This window comes from Caulobacter sp. Root487D2Y (assembly GCF_001427165.1).
In the GTDB taxonomy this organism is placed as follows: domain Bacteria; phylum Pseudomonadota; class Alphaproteobacteria; order Caulobacterales; family Caulobacteraceae; genus Caulobacter.
The window spans coordinates 44102-64452 of sequence record NZ_LMFD01000012.1 but is presented as its reverse complement, the minus strand read 5'-3'; the positions used below and the strand labels follow the sequence as shown (position 1 = coordinate 64452).

Sequence of the window (20351 nt, the reverse complement as noted above, 5' to 3'; positions counted from 1 at the left end):
CGTCCTTCGACAGGCTCGGGATGAGGACCATTTACAGGCCTGAGCTGTAGAAAAACCTCATCCTGAGCTTGTCGAAGGACGAGGTTTTCGTCCCAGACGCTGAATGTCGATAGGCCTTAATGTCAGAACGGCAGGACCAGGGCCGCGCGGAAGAACCCGCCGTCCGGGCCGTCGTCGTCGCGCTCGATCACCTGCTGATAGGTCAGGATCAGGGTCGCGCGCGGGTCCAGCACCCAGCCGACCGAGCCGCCGGCCGACCAGCCGTGCGTGGCGTCGCCGGCCGCGACGCCGTCCGTCGTGGTCTCGCCGCCCCGGCGATAGAGCAGGTCGGCCGACAGCCATGTGGTTGGGTCGAGGTTGTGCGTCAGGTGCCCCTCGACGCTGAACAGCGTGTCCTTCGAACTGCGGTCCGCGCCGTAGGGGTCGTCGTTGTCCGCGTAGACGGTGAGGGTGGGGAAGACCTCCAGGGTCGTCAGCCTCGGGTCGCGATAGGACGTCCCCCAGGCGAAACCGGTCGGCAGCCCGATCTGGAAGGCGTGGCGGTTCGAGCCCAGGTTCACCGGCTTGGCGGCGCTGTAGGCGCCGGTCGGGAAGTAGACCTTAGCGAACAGGCCGGCGCTGAAGCCGGGCTTGAACCGGGCGTAGTCGGCGGGCGACAGGGCCGGGGAGCCGATCAGCCCCAGGACGCCGCCGACCTGCAGGTCGCCGAAGCCGGAACTGGAGGCCGGCGGGGTGACGCCGTCATTGATCGAGAACTTCGTCCGGCCGGCGGGCAGGATGACGAACGGGGCGAACTGCCGCCCGCCCAGGCTCAGGGTCGTCACGTAGCGCAGGATCACCAGGTCGGTGTCGATGTCGGAGCCGGGAATGACCGTCCCGACCTCCGGCTCCTCGTTGCCGCGCTTGACCACCGCGAAGCCGGTCCAGGCCTGGGCGCCTTTCGGCGTCAGCTGGTAGACGCGGGGGCCGTCGTCCTGGGCCCGCGCGGTCGGCGCCGCCAGGATCGCCGCGGCCAGCAGAGCCGCGCCGCCGCGCGCTCGAACGGAAAGCGGCGCGCCCATTCACGTGAAGGCGGCGGCCGGAGGAAGCTCGGCGTCCCCGGTGGCGGTTCGGTTCAACTGATAGGTCGCGCTGGCGGCGACCCGGCCCAGGACGCCGGCATAGGTGGGGAACGAGAACGGCACCTGGGCCAGCCCGTCGACGCCCAGGCCCGCGGCCATCGCCACCGCCGCCAGCTGCACGATGTCGACGGCCCGCTCCCCGACCACGTGGCAGCCGAGAATGCGGCGGGTCGGCCGGTCGATGACCAGCTTGCAGAACCCCTCGGTTCGGCCGTCGATGATCGGCCGGGTGGCGGCGGCGAAGTCCACGCTGACCGCCAGGACCTCGTGTCTGGCGCGGGCGGCGGCCTCGGTCAGCCCGACCTGGGCGTATTCGGGCTGGGTGAAGCTGCCGACGGGCGCGACCTGGTCCGCCGCCGGGGAGGCAGCGCCGGTGACGGCGTTGGCGGCGGCCAGCAGGCCGGCTCGCATCGCCTGCGGGACCAGCATCAGGCGGCCGGTCACGTCACCGGCCGCGAAGACATGGGGCGCGGTCGTGCGCAGGGCTTCGTCCACCTGGATGAAGCCGCGGGCGGTGGTCTCGACGCCGGCGGCCGCCAGGTTCATCGCCCCGGTGTCGGCCGACCAGCCGACGGCGGCGACCACCAGTTCGGCCTCGGCGGCGCGGCTCTGGCCATCCTTCGAATAGTTCATCCGCACGCCCGACGCCGTGCGCTCGAACGAGTCGATCGCGCCGAAGCCCTCGTGCACCACGACGCCCGAGGCGCGGAAGCCGGCGGCGACGGCGGCCGACACGGCCTCGTCCTCGGTGGGCAGGATGCGCTCGCCCGCCTGGAACAGCTGGACCTTCGTGCCGAGGGCGTTGAACACCGAGGCCACCTGGGCGCCGGTGGCCCCCGCGCCCACCACCAGCATGGACCCGGGCGCGGCCGACAGGCTCCAGGCGTCGCTGTGGGTGCAGGTCAGGTCGAAGCCGGGCAGGTCGAGGCGTCGGCTGACGCCGCCCGTGCAGATGACGACCCGGTCGGCGCGGAGCCGCAGGCCGTCGGCGGTTTCGAGGGTGTGGGCGTCGATGAAGCGCACGTCGCCGACGTGTTCGCGGACGGTCACGCCCAGGGCGTCGATCTGGGGGCGCAGGGCCGAATGACGGTTCACGTCCTCGACCACCTCGGCGACCCGGGCCAGCAGGCGCGGATAGTCCAGCGAGGCCGCGCCGGCCAGGACGCCGTAGCGTTCCAGCTGCCGAGCCTCGCGCACCAGGCGCGCGGCGTGGGCCAGGGTCCGGACCGGCACGGGCCCGTCGTTGGCCGCCATGCCGCCGAACGCGCCGCGGGTGACCAGGGTCGTCCGCGCCCCCAGGTCCGCCGCGCGCAGCGCCGCCAGCACGCCGGCCGGACCGGCGCCGATGACGACGACGTCCATCTCCTTGGGGGGCATGGGGTCGGCGCTCATGGGGTCGGCGCCGGGGTTCGCAGATCGGCCAGCCAGCGCAACGCGCTGAGGCTGGGCATGAAGCAATACTCGCCCCCCCGCGTGACGACGAACTGGGGCAGGCCTTTCAGGCGCCGGGGGATCGGGCGCCTGGGAATGGAGAAGACCTCGTCGCCGTCGACCGTCGCCGCCACCGGGTCCCGCGCCCCGGCCAGGCCCGCGAAGACGCCGTCATTGATCCATTCGGACTGGACGAACTCGAACTGCCGCTTGGGGTGCGCGCCGACGAAGGTGAACATCAGCCCGCGATCGGCGCCGTCGTCCTCGGTGACGCCCTTGGGCAGCAGGGGGCCGTAGGCGGCGCCGCGCCGGATCATCCGGTGCAGCCGGACCTCGCCGGCGATATTCGCGTCGCGCGGATTGGCGCGCCGGACGTGCGAGCCCAACGGCGTCAAGTATCCCGCGGGGTCGTCGGCGTAGAGGAAGTCGTTGTTGCGCGTGGGGTCGGCGCCGATCGCCGGGTCGTCGTGGAGCGGGCACAGGGCCAGGGGCGCGCCGCTGCGCCAGCGCCCCATCATCTTGGCGGCGACCAACTCCTCGTCCTGCGGCCCCGAGGCCTGGTCCTGGATGTATCGGCGAAACCGCGCGACCCGCTGGTGCAGCTTGCGGAACACGACATAGGTCCCGTTTCGGCCGAGGACCTCGGGTTGCGGAACCGAGGCGAAGCCGCCCATCTCGTCCCGGTAGCCGAGGACGAACTCGCCCGCCTTGAGGGGCGTCTCGTGGGGATCGGTCCCAGGGATGCCGCTGCCCTCGATCGCCGGATGGTTGATGCCGTCCCGGAAGCCGAACGGTTCGGTCTCGTCGGGCAGGGCGTGGCAGTCCTGCCGCCAGATGGCGGTGACCCCGCCCAGCGCCTCGTACGCCGCGCGGGCCCGATCCAGCGCCGCCGCCAGGGTCTGGCTGTTCGGAGCCACGGCCACCATGACGACATGGACCTCCGGCCCGCCCAGGGGCGCTTCCCAATGTTCGGGGCTGCTTTCGCCAGTGTCTCTCAGGGCGCCCGCCCGCGCCTTCATCCCCTGCTGGAACTCCCAGGCGAAACCCTCGAGCGACGCCTGGGGCACGCCCAGCGCCTTCAGGCCCTGGAAGGTGAGGGCGACGCTGACCCAGGCGGCGCCCGCCGGGCTCTGGGGATCGGCGGCCGAGCCGACGACCCGGCTGAACCGCTCCATCAGCTCTCGGCCGGCCGCGGCCTGGTCGATCCGGAACAGGATATAGGTCGCCGCATAGGGGCTGGGGCGCGGGCGAAGCACGCCGCTCTGGATGTCTGCCAGCTCCAGCGGGCTGTCCATGGGCGGGCTCATGGCGATCTCCCGAGGCCGTCAGGCTACTGCATCTGGTCGAGCATCTCGGTGAAGGCCGCCTTCAGGGCCAGCGCCTTCTTGATCTCGTCGGCGCTGACGTACGGGTACTCGCCATACTCCATGAAGCTGGGGCACTGATGCGCCCGGACGAACTTGATGAACGCCTCCGGGTTGGTCTTCCAGTCCTCGGGAAAGCCTTCGAGGTTCTCGAAAATGGTGTTGAGCCCGGACTTCTTGAACAGCTCGATCGCGTCCTCGGTGTACTTGTCGAAATCGGTGTCGAAGATGCCCTGGTACATGAACCGGGTGTCGTCATCGAACAGCACCCAGCGCAGATAGTGCAGCTTGAGCGGGGCCAGGAAGTTGGGGTCGCCCTCCAGGGCCGCGACGATCTTGTTTCCATAGCCGCGGATCGCCTCGGCCGTGCCGGGCTTGACCCTGGCGATGATGGTGAAGCCGTAGCAGGCCGGCGTCCTGGGCCAGACGGGTCCGTGCTTGCCCATCTCCCAGCTTGGATCGTGCTTGGGGATCACCGCGGCGGCTGGATGCATTGGGACACCTGAGCGCTAGACGCCGATCCAGGAGGGCCTCGGCGTTCGGCTAATGGCGCGACGCTAGGGCTCTGGCCCCAAAGGCGTCGATTAGGTGTAACCCTGAGCGGACGCCGTCGGCGGCTTTAGACGCGCGCTCGCCAGCGCAGACGCCTGGCCGACCGAGATGCCGATCCCGGCGCGCTGATCTGGGGCCGGACGGCGCCCGAGGGGCCGATCGACACCGGCGGGCGCACTGGCGCGTCCCCCAACGTTTCAGATCGTTGGAGGGCGCCGCGATAGTCGATACGGCGTAGTGCCCAGCCGACTGGGAACAAGGCGGTGGGCAAGCAATCGACTGACAGGCGGCTGATCATCCATTCCGATTTATGGCCTTGTGTTTCAAATCTGCATTTGTAATACCAATACCATGGGGCGGGTCGGCGATTTGCGCGCGGGTCGGGAGGGGTTTGTGGCCAGCGGCAAGAGCGTACGGACCTTCGGCGTGGACCGGGGGAGTCGTTGGGCGACCCTGACGGATTCGCCCGTGTCGGGCGGTAGGAACGCCAAGGCGTCGGGACCGTTCGCCCAGGTCTTCCACGCCACCCATCCGGACATGATGGCCGGCGCAAGCTCGCAGGACCTGCGAGATCGCTACCTTGTCGAACGCCTTTTCGCGCCCGAAGCGGTGACCCTGAACTATCTGCACCAGGAACGCCTGGTGATCGGCGGCGCGGCCCCGCTGCTTCAGGAGATCGCCCTGCCGGTCCAGACCGAGCCGCCCTCCCTCAGCGGAGCACCCTTCCTGGCGTCGCGCGAAATGGGGCTCGTCAATGTCGGCGAGGGGGCAGGGCGGGTCACGGTGGACGGCGCTGTCCATGTGCTCGAACCCCTGGACGCCCTCTATATCGGTCGCGGAGCGGCCGACGTGCGGTTCGCGAGCCGGGATCCCGCCGCGCCCGCGCGGTTCTACCTCGCCTCGACGCCGGCCCATGCCGCCTTCGAGACCCGCGCCGTCTCGACCCGCGCGGCGATCCCGCTGGAACGCGGCGCGTCCGAGACCTCGAACCACCGCATCATCTACCAACTGGTCGTGCCGGGGGTGTGCGCCTCGGCACAGCTTCTTCTGGGCCTGACGATCCTCAAGCCCGGCAGTGTCTGGAACACCATGCCGCCCCACCTGCATGATCGCCGGTCCGAGGCCTATTTCTACTTCCGGCTCGGGCCCGAGGATCGCGTCTTCCACTTCATGGGCGCGCCCGACGAGACACGCCACCTGGTCGTGGAAAACGAACAGGCGGTGATTTGTCCGCCCTGGTCGGTGCACTGCGGCGCGGCGACCTCGAACTATGCCTTCATCTGGGCGATGGGCGGCGAGAACCTCGACTATCACGACATGGACCAGCTCGACATCTGTCAGCTGCGCTAGGCCCGATCCCGGCGCGAACCGCCGTCACTCCGCGAAAGAGATTTCCAGCATGAAGCCCGTGGTCCTTCCCGCTCTTGCCCTGGCGATGCTGATCGCGCCCATGGCGTCGTCGCCCGCGCTGGCCGCGCCGGCCAAGGCCCCCGCCGCCGCGAGCGCCGCCGTTCCCTATGCGCGCGCCGATGTGATGCGTCTGGCCGAGAAGGTCGCCGACTATCAGCTGGCGACCATGGCGGCCGGCTACATTCCGCCCAACACCTCGCGCGACACGGCCGACCCGAAGGGGTGGGTGCAGGGCGCCTTGTTCGTGGGCCTGCGCGACCTGGCCGACCGGTCGGACAACCCGGCCTATCGCCAGGCGATCCTGGCGCGGGGTCTGGCCAACCAGTGGGAGCTGGGCAAGCGCTTCTATCACGCCGACGACCATGTGATCGGCCAGGCCTACCTCTGGGCCTCGCGCCACGGCGGCGGGCCCGAGGCGATCGCGCCGCTGCGCCAGCGGTTCGACGCCATCCTGACTTACCCGCCCAAGGTGGGGCTGGAGCACGCCGAATACACCGATCCGCGCGGCGTCGACTGCGACCAGCGCTGGTGCTGGAGCGACGCGCTGTTCATGGCGCCGGCCACCTGGTTCGAGCTGAGCGCGGTCACGGGCGATCCGCGCTACGGGGCCTATGCGCGCAAGGAATTCGCCGCGGTCACCGACTTTCTCTACGACAAGGACGAGGGGCTCTATTACCGCGACTCGCGGTTCTTCACGCGGCGCGGACCCAACGGCGAGAAGGTGTTCTGGAGCCGCGGCGACGGCTGGGTGTTCGCCGGCCTGGCCCGCGTCATCCCGCTGCTGCCGCCGGGCGATCCGGACCGCGTCCGGATGGAGGCGGTCTTCAAGCAGATGGCCGCCAAGTTGCAGGCGATCCAGAAGCCGGACGGCTACTGGTCGCCCTCCCTGCTGTCCGACCCCGCCAAGTCGCCGCCGGAATCGAGCGGCACGGCCTTCTTCACCTACGGACTGGCCTGGGGCGTGAAGACGGGCCTGCTCGATCGCGACGCCTACGAGCCCGCCGTCCGCAAGGGCTGGAGCGCCCTGACGCGCGCGGTGCATCCGGACGGCAAGTTCGGCTACGTCCAGCCGGTGTCCGATCGTCCGGAGAGCGTCAGCTACGACGACACCCAGTTCTATGGCGTCGGCGCGTTCCTGCTGGCGGCGACGGCGATGGCGGATCTCGATCTCAAGCCGGTTCGATAGGGGCGACCATGCACAAGCGCGATTTCATGAAGGCCGCCCTCGTCGGCGCCGCGTCCCTCGGAGCCGGAGCCTCGGCCAATGCCGCCAAGCGGGCTGGCGCCCCGCTCGACGACCGCGCCTATATGGCCGGCCTGCTGGAGAAGATGGCCAGTCCGGTGCTGTCGGCGATGTCGCAGGGGCGGCTCAAGGCGACCTTTCCCCTGGAGCTCAGCCCGACCTGGGACGGTCGCGACAAGAACGTGGCCTATCTGGAGTGTTTCGGCCGCCTGATTTCGGGGCTGTCGCCGTGGCTGGGCCTGCCCGAGGACGCCACGCCCGAGGGCCGGACGCGCAAGCGCCTCACCGACCAGGCGCTGCAAAGCTATGTCCACGCCGTGGATCCTTCCAGCCCCGACTACCTGGCCTGGCGCGATCACGGCCAGGCCCTGGTCGATTCCGCCTACTTCACCCAGGCCCTGCTGCGCGCGCCCAAGGCGCTGTGGGATCCCCTCGACGCGACCACCAAGAAGCGCATCGTCGAGGAGATCAAGGGCCTGCGCCGGGTCAATCCGCCCTTCATCAACTGGCTGCTGTTCGCGGCGATGAACGAGGCCTTCCTGCTGTCGATCGGCGAGGAGTCGGACCCGATGCGGCTCAACACGGCGGTCCGCAAGATCGACGAGTGGTACATCGGCGACGGCTGGATCAAGGACGGGGCGACCTTCCACTTCGACTACTACGGCTCGTTCGTGATGCACCCGATGATGATCCAGGTGCTGGAGGTCATGGAGGCCCACAAGGCGCCGTTCTGGAAGGACGACCTGACCAAATGGCGCGAACTGGCCGTCAAGCGCGCCCAGCGCTACAGCGAGCACCTGGAGCGCTTCGTTTCGCCCGAGGGGACCTTCCCGCCGTTCGGCCGGTCGCTGACCTATCGCACGGCGGTGTTCCAGCCCCTGGCGCTGCTGGCCTGGCGCAAGCAGCTGCCGGCCAAGCTGTCGGAGGGGCAGGTGCGTTCGGCGCTGGTCGCCGCCCACAAGGCCGTCTTCACCGAGCCGAGCAACTTCACGCTGGACGGCTTCCTGACCATCGGCTTCGTCGGGCATCACCCGACCCTGGGCGACTGGTATTCGAACAACGGCAGCATGTATGTCACGACCGAGGGCCTCCTGGCGCTGGGTCTGCCGGCCGCCGACAGCTTCTGGACAGCGCCGGCCCAGCCCTGGACGCAGAAACTGGCGTTCGCCGGCAAGCCCTTTCCCAAGGACTACGCCGTCGATTTCTGACCGTCGAAGGCGGGCCGGGGTTTTCAAAATTGACGCTGGGGCGTATCAACTACCGGAACGCTCTCGCACCAAAACGCAGAATCCTGATCCATGGCCCAGCCCGCCGATACCGTTGTCCACGACGGTGAGGACGATCAAACCGCCTCTCCGCGGGCCAGCGCCGGCGCGCTGACGCTGTTCAAGGGGTTGGAAGTGCTCAGCCGCGTGGCCAAGGGCGACGCGACCCTGGGGCAGATGTCCAAGGCGCTGCAGCTGAACAAGACCACCGTCCACCGCCTGGCCTCGACCCTGGTGGAGGCCGGCTTCCTGTCGTTCAATTCCCGCGACGGATACGCGCTGGGCACCAAGCTGCTCGAGCTCGGCTACGCCGCCTCCCAGCAGATCACCCTGACGCGGGTCAGCCGCGAGCACTTACGCCAGTTGTCGATCGACACCGGCGACACGGTGAACCTGGGCGTCCTCGAACGCGATCAGGTGCACTACATCGACAAGATTCCCGGCTCGCGCCGCATCGAGGTGCGCTGCGTGGTCGGCGAGCGCCAACCCCTGCGCCACACCGGGCTTGGCAAGGCCCTGCTGCTCGATGAGAGCGAGGAGGTCTGGCGCGAGGTCTTCCTGCGCGAGGCCGCCGTCTATCCCCGCTATCGTTACGACCTTCGGCAATGGCTGGAGGTCATGCGGGCCTATCGCGCGAAGGGCTCGGCCCTGGATCTGGACGAAAACGAAGACCACATCCGATGCGTGGCCGCCCCGATCCGGGACATGAGCGGCAAGATCGTTGCGGCCGTCTCCGTTTCCTCCATCGCCCAGTACATGGACGACGCGCGCATCGAGACGGTGACCGCCTACGTCAAGGAAGCCACCGCCAAGATCAGCGCCGAGTTCGGCTACCGCTAGAGGTCGTCGTCCGGCCGCCTGGTTCCCGGCGGCGCCTCGGCCTGTTCCGCATTTCACGGTTGGAGCGAAGCAAAGGTGTTGCATGTCCGCAACGCTCAGGCGCCCCTGCGACCGTTTAAATGAAAAATACTACAAATGCCGTTCCCATAGCTGCGCGCTTGTGTCGATATGCGTGACAGAAGTTCAGAGGCGCCCAGCGCCCGGGGTGAGGAAATACGTCCGCGCACGTCGTGCGCCGCCTGACGCCGGCCGACCGCTTTTGGATCGTTGACCGCCGCCTTGCTCCGTTCGAGGGCAGGCGCCCGAGTTGCCATGCGGCAAGGCCGCGAAGGGGAGGGGAAAGCCCATGAAGAAGAAGCTTCTGCTATCGACGGTGCTGGCCGTGGGGGTCGGCGGCGCCGGTTCGGTTTGGGCTCAGGCGACCCAGGCGCCGCCGTTCCAAGCGGGCGACACCGAGCAAGTGAGCGAGGTGGTCGTCACCGGGTTTCGCTCATCGCTGGAGAAGGCCCTGAACCTCAAGAAGGACGCCATCGCCGTCCGAGACTCGATCGTCGCCGAAGACATCGGCAAGTTCCCCGAGGCCAACGTCGCCGAAGCCCTGCAGCGCATCCCCGGGATCTACATGACCCGCGATGGCGCCTCCAACGAAGGGCAACGCATCGCCATCCGGGGCTTGGGTCCCGAATACACGGTGACCACCCTCAACGGCGCTCCGGTCCATACGACCTCGTCGACCAACGTCGGCGGATCTTCGCGCGACTTCAACTATGACGTCTTTGCTTCCGAGCTGTTCGGCCGCGTGGACTTTTACAAGACGCCCCTGGCTGAACTTGAAGAGGGCGGCGTCGGCGGCGTGGTCGATCTTCAAACGCCAAGGCCGTTCGACGGCGCCGGCGGCCAGATTTTGCGGTTCAACGCGGTGGCCTCCTACAACACGGCGTCCAAGAAGATGGACCCGAATGTCTTTGGTCTGTTCTCGAAGACCTGGAACAATTGGGGCTTCCTGATCGGTGTCGCGCACTCGACAAGCGTCAACATGAAGTCGGGTTTCGAGGCGACGGGCGGCTACAACAGCAATTATCTGGCTGGCCACCCTGTTCCCGTCGACACCAAGACGCCGCCGACCATGCGCAATGGCCCCTTCAACATGGCGTTCGACTGGGCCGATCCGCGCGCGGCGGGCATGCTCGGCAATCGGACGGCGATCGACAACGCCTATCTTTCGCGTTTCTACCGGTACTACGGCGCTGAAAATACGCGCGATCGCGACGGCCTGGTGTCCTCACTCCAGTACAAGAACGACAAGCTGGATGTGAGCTTCGATACGCTGCTGTCGCATCTCCAGGACTCGCGCGACGAATTCACCTTCGGCCTGCCGATCCGTAACTCGGCCACCACCAATGTGGCCGCCCGTCCGGGCACCGCGGGTCACAACGGCCTCGTGCCGATCAACGTCAGCATCGTCGACGGCAACGTGCTTCAGGGAACGTTCGGCAACACGTCCTATCTGGGCGAGAGCTACTACTACAACGCCGAGACCAAGTTTGGGTACGGCGGCCTCAACGCCAAGTACCAGGTCAACGACTCGCTGACGCTGACGGGTCAGCTCGCGGCTTCGGACAGCCGGGCCTTCTATGACAATAAGCGCATCGTCTCGAACATCTACGGCGTGACCTCCACCCTCGACTGGGGTGACGACCGGGTCTATCCGGGGCTTTCGGCGCCGGGGGTCGACTTCACGAACCCGGCCAATTTCGAAGATTTCAGCACGGCCGTGGACTGGAATCGCGAAGTGGACCAAGAGCGTGTCGCCAAGCTGGTGGCCGACTGGGACTACGGGCTCGGCGACTGGAAGGGTCACCTGAAGGCTGGCCTGTCATACGTCGATACGACCAAGCAAAAGACCAAGCGTAACGGAACCGCGATCGTTCAGGCTCGCCTGGCCGCGATCGGCGCCGCGGGGCTACGCGCGTCGATGTTGCATTCGGTGCCGCTTGATAATCTCGTCATCGGCGACAACTACCCGCAGCAATGGGCCACCTTCTCGCGCGGCTACGTGATCAACGCGCTTGACCCGCTCGGCGCCGCCATGGCCTCGCCGGTCGATCTCTCCAGCAGCTTCACCGCCGACGAACAGGTCAGCACCTTCTTTGTCCAGTCGGATTTCAGCGGCCAGGTTCTTGATCGCGAACTGCGTATCAATGCCGGCGTGCGTTATTCGCAAACCGACATGACCATCGACAACTTCAAGAAGACGGGGACCGGCGGCGCCTATCAGCCCAATACCGAAGAAAGCAGCTACGACAACACCCTGCCTTCGGTCAGCTTCGCGTACGACGTGATCCCCGATGTGGTCTGGCGCGGTTCCTGGGGCAAGACCATCACGCGAGCCTCGTTGTCGAGGATCGCTGCCCAGACGGTCATTCCCAATATCTACAACACCTATGCGACCTCGGGTAACCCGGAGCTGAAGCCGGAGATCTCGACGAACTGGGACACCACGATTGAGTGGTACTTCGGGCGCGGCGGCATTCTGAGCGCCGGTTACTTCAAGAAGAAGCTGGAGGACACGACGATCGCTCAACGCTCGGTCGTGCCATTCTCCAGTCTCGGTCTTCCCGACGAGTCGCTGGCGATCATTTGGCACACCCAGAACGGGCATGTTGATCCCAACCTCCCCATCGACGTCGACACCTTCATCAATGGCGGCACGGTGAATCTCGACGGTCTCGAGTTCGCCTATCAGCAGTCCTTTGATTTCCTGCCCGCGCCGTGGGACGGTTTTGGCGCGCTCGCCAGCTATACGAAGGTCAACTCGGAGAGCGCCGACCTGAGGTATCGCAAGCAGGACGGGTCGATCGACATGGTCAATCGCATCCCGCGATATTCGTACAGCTTGACCGGCTACTACGAAAAGGGCCCGCTGGGCGCGCGACTGACCTACAACTACAAGGCTCGGAACATCATCGACACCAACCCGGATGGTTCTGATTTGGAGCGCTGGCATGCTGGAGCCGGCTATCTCGACGGCAACGTCAGCTACAAAATCAACGACGAGCTTGAACTACGTCTCGATGTCCTGAACATCACCAATACGTTGGGCTTCGATTACTTCGAAGACGTCGCCGGTCGCTACGGCGACGGCAGGAAGACCCGCCTCGATTACGCCAAGTATGACGGCCGGACGATCAAGTTCGGCGTGCGCGGCAAGTTCTAGCCCGTCGGCGACCCTATCGGTCCGTCAGCGTCCCCCGCTGGCGGACCGCACTGGCCGGTGCGGGACGTGGTGTCCCTCACCGGCCTTTTCTTTGTCCATGACGTCGGCGCGGGTGGGCGTTGACGTCGGCCCGATGCAAATTGTCTGATGAATGGGCCGGATTCGATCCGGCGGGAGGGTTCGCATGAAGAAGGTGCTGTTGACCGGCGTCGCCTGGTTGGGTGTGGCGGGCATCGCGGCGGCCGCCGAGCCGCCACGCGTCCAGCCGGTTCAGGTGGACGCCTCGCGGCCCGACTGGGAGAACCCGGCCGTCTATGCGCGAGGCAAGCTGGCGGCCAGCGCCACCCACTTCCCGTTCGAGAGCCGCGAGGCGGCCCTGGCCGGCGACCCGACCCGCTCGGCGCGCTACCAGTCCCTGGACGGCCAATGGTCGTTCAACTTTTCGCCCTCGTCCGACGCCGTGCCCGACGGCTTCGAAAAGCCTGACTACGACGTCTCGGCCTGGAAGACGATCAAGGTCCCGGCGATGTGGCAGACCGAGGGCTACGACCAGCCCCGCTACAACAACATCACCTATCCCTTTCCGGCCAACCGGCCGCTGATCCCGCACGCGACGAACCCGGTCGGCTCCTATCGCCGCGCCTTCGAGATCCCGGCCGGCTGGTCGGGCCAGGATGTCATCCTGCACATCGGCGCGGCCGGCTCGGCCTACCGGGTCTGGGTCAACGGCAAGGAGGCGGGCTATTCCGAAGACTCCAAGCTGCCCAGCGAGTTCGACGTCACGCCGCTGCTGGCGCCCGGCCAGAAGAATGTGGTGGCCATCCAGATCCACCGCTGGTCGGACGGCAGCTATCTGGAGGACCAGGACTTCTGGCGCGTCTCGGGGATCGAGCGGTCGGTCTATCTGAAGGCCGCGCCCAAGGCGGGGCTGAGCGACCTGTTCGTCCACGCCGGTCTGGACAAGGCCTATCGCGACGGCGTGCTGTCGACCGACGTGGCGCTGACCCAGCGCGATCAGGCCGTCACCGTGCGGATGACCCTGCTCGACGGCGACAAGGTCGTCCTGAGCAAGGCGGCCAAGGTCGGAGCCGGGGCGGCCAGGACCCAGACCCTGTCGGCCAGCGTGCCCGGCGTCCGCCAGTGGACCGCCGAAACGCCCAACCTCTACACCCTGCTGGTCGAGGTGCTCGACGCCAAGGGCCAGCTGATCCAGGCCACGCCCCAGCGGATCGGCTTCCGCACCGTCGAGATCAAGGACGGTCGGGTGATGGTCAACGGCCGCCCGATCGTCATCCGCGGCGTCAATCGCCACGAGCACGATCCGGAGACCTTCCACGTCATCTCCGAAGCCTCGATGCGCCGCGACATCGAGCTGATGAAGCGCAACAACATCAACGCCGTGCGCACCTCGCACTATCCCAACGACCCGCGCTGGTACGCCCTGGCCGACGAGTACGGCCTGTATGTCATGGACGAGGCGGACATCGAGAGCCACGCCTACATGGACTACGCCAACAAGCGCCCGGAGCTCCGGCCCAAGCTGCAGCTCGGCTTTGACCCCGCGTGGGAAGGCGCCCATGTCAGCCGCGTGCTCAACATGGTCGAGCGCGACAAGAACCATCCCTCGGTGATCTTCTGGTCGCTCGGCAACGAGGCCGGCATCGGACCCAATTTCGAGAAGGCCGCCGCCGAGGCGCGCAAACGCGATCCCTCGCGCCTGATCTCGTACCTGGGCTGGGGCACGCTGGACTGGGAGCACGCGCCCAACGCGTATGTCGACATCTACGCGCCGATGTACGACGACATCGAAAAGATGGTGGACTGGGCGCTGGATCCGACGCGCACCCAGCCGATGATCCAGTGCGAGTACGCCCACATGCAGGGCAACTCCGGCGGCGACTTCAAGGACTACTGGGACACCATCTACAAGTACGACAAGCTGCAGGGCGGCTTCATCTGGGACTGGGTCGACCAGTCGATGTACCGCTACACGAAGGACGGTCGCCGCTATTGGGGCGACGGCGGCGAGTACGGTCCCAATCCCGGCGGCGACGTCGAGTTCGGCGACGGTCTGAACCAGCCCGATCGCACCCCCAATCCGCACATCTACGAGGTCCAGAAGGTCCTTTCGCCGATCCAGTTCGAGGGCTTCGATCCGGCGACCGGAACGGTGACGGTCCGCAACCGTCACGACTTCCGCGACCTCACCGGTTTCGCGTTCGAGTGGGCGGTGCAGGAGAACGGCGTGACGATCGCCTCGGGCGATCTGCCGACCCTGGCGGTCAAGGCGCGGGCCGCCCAGGCGGTCACCCTTCCGCTGCCCAGGATCGAGCGCAAGCCGGGCGCGGAATACTTCGTCACCGTTCGCGCCAAGGCCAAGGCGGATTCCGTGCCGCTGACGCCCGAAGGCTATGTCGTGGGTTGGGAGCAGTTCGCCTTGGGACAGCCGATGGCCGCGCCGGCCGCGGTGGCCGGCGGTCCCGTCGACCTGAAGGAAAGCGCCGAGAGCTTCTCGCTGTCGGCGGGCGGCGTCGGCCTGACGCTGGATCGCAAGACGGGGCTGGTCACCGGCTACGGCAGGGCGGGATCGGCGCTGCTGACCGGCGGCGCGCCCAACTTCTTCCGGGCCGAGACCGACAACGACACCCTGACCGGGATCGTGTCGCAGCAGACGCCGTGGAAGATCATGACCCGGGAGCGCCAGCTGCGGTCGATCGCCGCCCGTCGGCTGCCGGGCGGCGCGGTCGAGGTCAGCGTCGATCACGAGCTGGGCGCCGGCGCGGCCCGCTTCGTCACCACCTACACGATGAACGGCGACGGGACCGTCGACGTGGCCGGACTGCTCACCCCGCTGAAGAGCGATCTGCCCCCGCCGGTCCGGGTGGGCCTGGCGTTCTCGATGCCCACCAGCGTCAAGACGGTCGAATGGTACGGCCGCGGGCCGCACGAGACCTATGTCGACCGCAAGACCAGCGCGGCGATCGGGCTGTGGCGGGGGGCGATCGCCGATCAGAACCACGACTACATGCGGCCCCAGGACACCGGCAACAAGGTCGATGTCCGCTGGATGGAGGTTTCGGGCGAGGGCAGGGGACTGCGGGTCCGGGGCGAGACGCCGCTGATGATGAACGTCCTGGCCTTCCCCTACACCGACCTCTACCGCCGCCCCGAGGGGACCTGGAAGAGCACCGACATCACGCCGCACGGCGAGGTCTCGCTGCTGGTCGACGGCGCGCAGTGGGGCGTCGGCGGCGACACGGCCTGGAACCATGTCGGCCAGCCCCACATGCAGTACCGCACGCGTCTGGAGCCCACGCGCGTGGCTTTCAGGCTCGAGCCGTTCGACGGCGAAGGCACGACCCCCGACAAGGCCCTGCCGGCCCGGTCTACCGCGCCTCAGTGACCTCAAACGCTGGGTGTCAGGCGGCCCTCCGAGGGGGCGAGCGCGGCGTCGGCCGGACAAGCCGACGCCGCGACGAGGGCGCGGGGGAGGGAAGGCGCCGCGCCCGGGTTGCTGTCACGGACTCTCTGAGCCGCGACCGAGCCCAACTGGACGGCCGTTCGTCATGCGACAGGCGCGGTCTCGAGTTCGGCCGCCTCGACATGATCGACGTGACCAAAGCCCTTCCGATAGTCGAGCACCGAGATGACCAGGGGGGTGATGCAGAACAGCGCCATCTCCTGGTCGCCGAGCGAAAAGCCGTTGCCCAGCTCGGGGAACTTCGCGACGAACAGCCGGCCCACCGCCAGGGCCTGGTCGGGGGCGGTCAGGCGCGTGGCCGTTCCGCCGATCGACAGGCCGCGGATCTGACTCCAGGCCTCGTAGGGCAGATCGACGGTCAGGGAGACGCGGGGATCGCGCGCCAGGTTTCTGGCCTTCTGCGACTGGGCCGAGCAACCGAAATAGATCGAGAGCCCATCGCTCGCGTAGGACACCGTGGTCGCCTGAGGGAAGCCATCCTCGCGCAGGGTGGCCAGGGTCAGGTCTTGGCCGGCCTCCAGAATGGAGAGGATTTCGTGTCGAAGCGTCTGGTCCATGGCGACCTCCCTGGCGTGCGGCGTCCGAACAGGAGGACATCGTGCGCGCGTCGCGGGGGCCGGCCTTGACGCCGGTCAAATCGCCGCCTTGCTCTCAAGTCTGGGCAACGATGCGGCCGTCGAGCATGTGAATGCGGCGGTCGGCGGCTTGGGCGAAACCCTCGTCATGGGTCACGCAGACCACGGCGCGGCCCTCTTCATGGGCCAGGCGGCCGAATTCCTCGATCACGCGGCGGGTGTTGGCGCTGTCGAGATTGCCCGTCGGCTCGTCGCAGAGCAGCAGCGCCGGGTCGTTGGCCAGGGCGCGGGCGACGGCCACTCTCTGGCGTTGGCCGCCCGACAGCCGGTCGGGTCGCCGGCCTTTCAGGTCGGGCAGGTCGAGCTTGGCGCAAAGCTCGTCGACCCGCGCCTCGATGCCGGCCTCGCCCAGCTGCCCCAATCGCCGCATGGGCAGGGCGATGTTGGCGCCGGCGGTCAATTCCGGAAGCAGGAAGTGGAACTGGAACACGAAGCCGATCCGCTCCAGGCGCAGCCGCGTACGCGCCCGGTCGCCAAGCGCGCTGGTCGCCTGACCGTCGATCAGCACCTCGCCGGCGTCGGGACGATCCAGCAGGCCCAGCAGGTAGAGCAGGGAGGACTTGCCGCAGCCGGAAGGGCCGACGACGGCGACCAGCTCTCCGGCGGCGACCGTCAGCGAGACGGCGTCGACCAGGGTGAACGGTTCCGGATCGACCAGCCGGCGGGTCAGCCCGCGACCTTCGAGGCGGACGCTCACGCCGCGCCCCGCAACACCGACACCGGATCGACGCGGGCGACCTTGCGAGCCGGCAGCCAGGCGGCGAGCAGGGCCGCGGTCATCGAGGCGCCGCCGGCGATCAGATATTGGCCAAGCCCGCGATCCAGCGGCAGGACCAGGGGTTTGCCGCCGATCGACAGCGGCAGGCGGGCCAGGATCTCCAGCAGGCCGGTTCCGATGGCGAAGCCCATGACCGCGCCCAGGATCGCGATCGCCACGCCCTCGATCAGGAAGATGGCCTGGACGTCGAACGCCGAAAAGCCCATGGCCCGCAGGATGGCGATGTCCCGCCGCTTGTCGGCGACACTGTTGGAGACGGCGGTGTAGATGCCGAAACTGGCGACGATCAGGATGGCCAGGATCACCGCGTACATGATGACGTTGCGAACCACGAGCAGGTTGAGGATGTCGGCCGAGCGCTCCTGCCAGGACTCCCATTTGTAGCCCCACCGGGCCTCGAGGGTCCCGGCCAGCAGCCGGGCGTCGTCCGGATCGGCCAGCCGCACGTGCAGCTGGTTGACGACGTTGGGCCGGGTGAACAGCACCTGGGCGGTGCGCAGCAGGCCGTAGGCGACCGCGTCGCCGGCATAGAAGCCCGCTCGACCCTCCGGCTCGATCAGGGCCAAGATGCGCATGCGCTGCAGGGCGCCGGTCGAGGCGGTGACGACCAGGGTGTCGCCCAGTCGCGCGCCCAGGCGGTCGGCCATCGGCCGGCTGATGATCAGGCCGTCGGGCCGGGCTTCCAGGTCGGACAGGCGGCCGCCGATCAGGGTCTCGTCGATCTTGGTCAGCCTTCCTTCGAGCCGGGGGTCCACCCCGTTCAGGGCGACGGCCGCGGTGCGGCCCGCATAGCCGATCGTCACCGCGCCGGAGAGGGAAGGGGCGACCTGCGCGCCGGGCTGGGCCCGAACGTCGGCCAGCATGGCCGGCCAATCCTTCAGGCCGCGCACCTCTTCCTGGGGCCGCAGACCCTCGATCCGCACCGCGTCCCCGGCGAAGGCCGTCAGGGCCGGTTGGCGGGTGGGCGCGCGACGCTCGTCGCGGACGATGATGTGCGGCGCCGTGTCGATCAGTGTACGGATGAAATCCTTTTGGGATCCGACCATCATTCCCGAGACCGCCAGGAAGAACCCGACGCCGATGGCCACCCCCAGGGTGGCCACGAAGGTCGCGCGGGCGCGCACCCACAGGTGGGCGAACGCTATGCCCGCCAGGACCCGGAGCATGGCCATCATGGCTTCGCGGGTTTGACCCGCGCGCCGTCCCGCAGGTCCTTGGGCGGAGACAGGATGATCCGCGCGCCCGGGGCCAGCCCCGAGACGATCTCGGCCTGGTCGCCGCTCGCCGCGCCGACGACCACGGGAACCCGCCGGGCCTTGCCGTCCGCCTCGACCCAGACCGCGCCGTCGCGAATGGCGGTCGACGGGACGAGCCGGGCGTCGTCGCGGCGCGCCGTGACCAGGTTGAGCTCCACGGTCATGCCCGGGCGCAGGCGCGAAGCGGGCGGCAGGCCGACCCGCACGCGGAAGACCCGCCCGATGGCGTCGCCGACGGGCGTGATCTGATCGATCCGCCCCTTGAACGTTTCCCCCGGGAAGCCGTCGGCGCGGATCAACGCCGTCTGGCCCACCGCCAGACGTGCCACGTCGCGCTCGTCGACGTCGGCCGTGACGCGCAGACGCGCCGGATCGGCCACCAGGAAGAGCACCTTCCCCGACTGGGCCAGGTCGCCCGGCTCGGCGTCTCGCCGCAGGATCCGTCCGGCGATCGGCGCGGTGATCCGGTAGTCGGCCAGGCGGGACCAGGCGCTCGCGGCGGCGGCTTCGGCGGCCTTGCGCTGGGCCTGGGCGTCCTCGTCGGCGGCCGGCGCGGCGAACCCGGCCTGCAGCAGGCGCTGGGTCCGGTTGGCGATGACCCGGGCCTGGGCGGCCTGGGCCTCGACCTGCATCGCCGTGCCGCGTTGAGGACCGTCTTCCAACTGGGCCAGAACCTGACCGCGCCGGACGACCTGGCCTTCTTCGACGGCCACGCTGCGGATCGGCGCGGTGGTCACCGGCGCGACATGGGCCTGGCGGGCGTGCTCGACCACGCCCGAGGCGTAGACCACGTCCACGGCCGCGCCCAGGCGGACCTGGCCGATCTGCACCGGGCGCGAACCCAGCAAGACCGTCAGGCCGACCAGCACGATTCCGATCAGGGCCGCTCCGGCGGCGGCGATCCGCCACCGCCGGGCGATCGACCCGCGGACGGGCGTGACGACGGCGGGCAGGATGGACTTGACCAGGACGGGCTGCGTCACGGCGGGCCGGGTCGCATCGACCGGGGAAGCGGAAGCCTCGTTCAAGATCGTCTCCAGGCGATCGCGCCCGTGGGCGGGACGGGACTCGTCGCCAAATCGATCCTGCCTGATCGAACGTCGTCCGCGTTTGCCGGAGATCAATTTCAGGCGGCGTCGATCGGTCAGGATGGGGCGGTCATAGGAGGCCCGATTGCGACCCTCACATCCCTGGATCCTGATCGGGCTGTCGAGCCTGGTCCTGGCGACCTGCGGCCCCGTCGGGCCCGCTCGCGCCGAGCAGCCCCGTCCTCCGCCGGACGCGGTGGCCACCTTCGACGCCGACACCATGGCGTTGGGGGTGGGCTACAGCTGGGGCAGCGGACGCCTGAGCTTCCACGGGCACGACCACGACTTCACCATCGTCGGGCTGAGCCTGGTTGGCGTCGGCGCCGAGCAGGTGGAAGGAACGGCCGAGGTCCGCAACCTCCGGAACGTGGAGGATTTCGAGGGCGTCTACGTCCTGGCGGGGGCGAGCGGCTCCTTTATCATCCTCAGCGGCGCCACGGCGGTCCTGCGCAACGCCAAGGGCGTGGAGATCCGGGTCAAGGCCCGCGGGCAGGGGCTGAACATCGCCGTCGCCGCCGGCGGGGTCCGGGTCAGGCTCGGCTGACGAGCGATCGATCGCCGCGCGGCGGGCCGCGGAATTTGATCTGAGTCACGATGCGGGTCCGCGCGTCGCGCGAGGGTCGGGGCGACGGAGGTCCCGCCCGTGCAGTCGGACACGAAAGCCCGACGG

Annotated in this window: 15 protein-coding genes; 7 read left to right on the top strand and 8 right to left on the bottom strand. The window is 68.4% G+C overall.

The annotated features are described in order from the left end of the window. Nucleotides 1-122: 122 nt before the first annotated feature. From ASD38_RS17635 to ASD38_RS17620, 4 genes are read right to left on the bottom strand one after another with little or no spacing between them, the layout of a single operon-like run. Nucleotides 123-1061 (bottom strand): transporter, encoded by a 939-nt coding sequence (locus ASD38_RS17635; RefSeq protein WP_056462031.1) that lies wholly within the window; start codon nt 1059-1061, stop codon nt 123-125. Next, nucleotides 1062-2513: a dihydrolipoyl dehydrogenase family protein gene (locus ASD38_RS17630; RefSeq protein WP_056462028.1), complete on the bottom strand. Its 1452-nt coding sequence runs from the start codon at nt 2511-2513 to the stop codon at nt 1062-1064. Continuing rightward, entirely contained in the window at nt 2510-3859 is a 1350-nt protein-coding gene (locus ASD38_RS17625; protein ID WP_056462022.1) for a Dyp-type peroxidase, read from the bottom strand. Before ASD38_RS17625 ends, ASD38_RS17630 begins: the two co-directional genes overlap by 4 nt. A 23-nt stretch (nt 3860-3882) precedes the next feature. Continuing rightward, nucleotides 3883-4410, bottom strand: coding sequence for a hypothetical protein (locus ASD38_RS17620; protein WP_056437201.1), 528 nt, complete (start codon nt 4408-4410; stop codon nt 3883-3885). A gap of 526 nt (nt 4411-4936) precedes the next feature. On the opposite strand from ASD38_RS17620, the gene kduI reads away from it, so the two are divergent. From kduI to ASD38_RS17590, 6 genes are all read left to right on the top strand, one after another. After that, nucleotides 4937-5818, top strand: a complete 882-nt coding sequence (gene kduI / locus ASD38_RS17615; RefSeq protein ID WP_268761028.1) for a 5-dehydro-4-deoxy-D-glucuronate isomerase — start codon at nt 4937-4939, stop codon at nt 5816-5818. A 49-nt stretch (nt 5819-5867) separates the two neighbouring features. Continuing rightward, the gene (locus ASD38_RS17610) at nt 5868-7064 is read left to right on the top strand and encodes a glycoside hydrolase family 88/105 protein (RefSeq protein ID WP_082560784.1); all 1197 of its coding nucleotides are present in this window, start codon (nt 5868-5870) and stop codon (nt 7062-7064) included. Between the two features lie 8 nt (nt 7065-7072). After that, nucleotides 7073-8329 carry a DUF2264 domain-containing protein gene (locus ASD38_RS17605; RefSeq protein ID WP_056462019.1) on the top strand — a complete coding sequence of 419 codons (1257 nt, stop codon included), beginning with the start codon at nt 7073-7075 and terminating at the stop codon, nt 8327-8329. 90 nt (nt 8330-8419) lie between these two features. Further along, nucleotides 8420-9226, top strand: coding sequence for an IclR family transcriptional regulator (locus ASD38_RS17600; RefSeq protein ID WP_056437206.1), 807 nt, complete (start codon nt 8420-8422; stop codon nt 9224-9226). Between the two features lie 346 nt (nt 9227-9572). Then, nucleotides 9573-12443 (top strand): TonB-dependent receptor, encoded by a 2871-nt coding sequence (locus ASD38_RS17595; RefSeq protein WP_056462016.1) that lies wholly within the window; start codon nt 9573-9575, stop codon nt 12441-12443. 184 nt (nt 12444-12627) lie between these two features. Next, nucleotides 12628-15846: a glycoside hydrolase family 2 TIM barrel-domain containing protein gene (locus ASD38_RS17590; protein ID WP_056462012.1), complete on the top strand. Its 3219-nt coding sequence runs from the start codon at nt 12628-12630 to the stop codon at nt 15844-15846. Between the two features lie 161 nt (nt 15847-16007). On the opposite strand, the gene ASD38_RS17585 is transcribed toward ASD38_RS17590, so the two are convergent. From ASD38_RS17585 to ASD38_RS17570, 4 genes are all read right to left on the bottom strand, one after another. Continuing rightward, complete coding sequence (locus tag ASD38_RS17585; protein WP_056437215.1) at nt 16008-16481, bottom strand: pyridoxamine 5'-phosphate oxidase family protein; 474 nt, start codon at nt 16479-16481, stop codon at nt 16008-16010. 94 nt (nt 16482-16575) lie between these two features. After that, nucleotides 16576-17256, bottom strand: coding sequence for an ABC transporter ATP-binding protein (locus ASD38_RS17580; RefSeq protein WP_056462008.1), 681 nt, complete (start codon nt 17254-17256; stop codon nt 16576-16578). Beyond that, nucleotides 17253-18512 carry an ABC transporter permease gene (locus ASD38_RS17575; protein WP_056462007.1) on the bottom strand — a complete coding sequence of 420 codons (1260 nt, stop codon included), beginning with the start codon at nt 18510-18512 and terminating at the stop codon, nt 17253-17255. The genes ASD38_RS17580 and ASD38_RS17575 overlap by 4 nt, the downstream gene beginning before the upstream one ends. Continuing rightward, nucleotides 18509-19621 (bottom strand): efflux RND transporter periplasmic adaptor subunit, encoded by a 1113-nt coding sequence (locus tag ASD38_RS17570; protein WP_056462004.1) that lies wholly within the window; start codon nt 19619-19621, stop codon nt 18509-18511. The genes ASD38_RS17575 and ASD38_RS17570 overlap by 4 nt, the downstream gene beginning before the upstream one ends. Before the next feature lie 145 nt (nt 19622-19766). On the opposite strand from ASD38_RS17570, the gene ASD38_RS17565 reads away from it, so the two are divergent. After that, the gene (locus tag ASD38_RS17565; RefSeq protein ID WP_056437225.1) at nt 19767-20225 is read left to right on the top strand and encodes a hypothetical protein; all 459 of its coding nucleotides are present in this window, start codon (nt 19767-19769) and stop codon (nt 20223-20225) included. Nucleotides 20226-20351 lie beyond the last annotated feature (126 nt).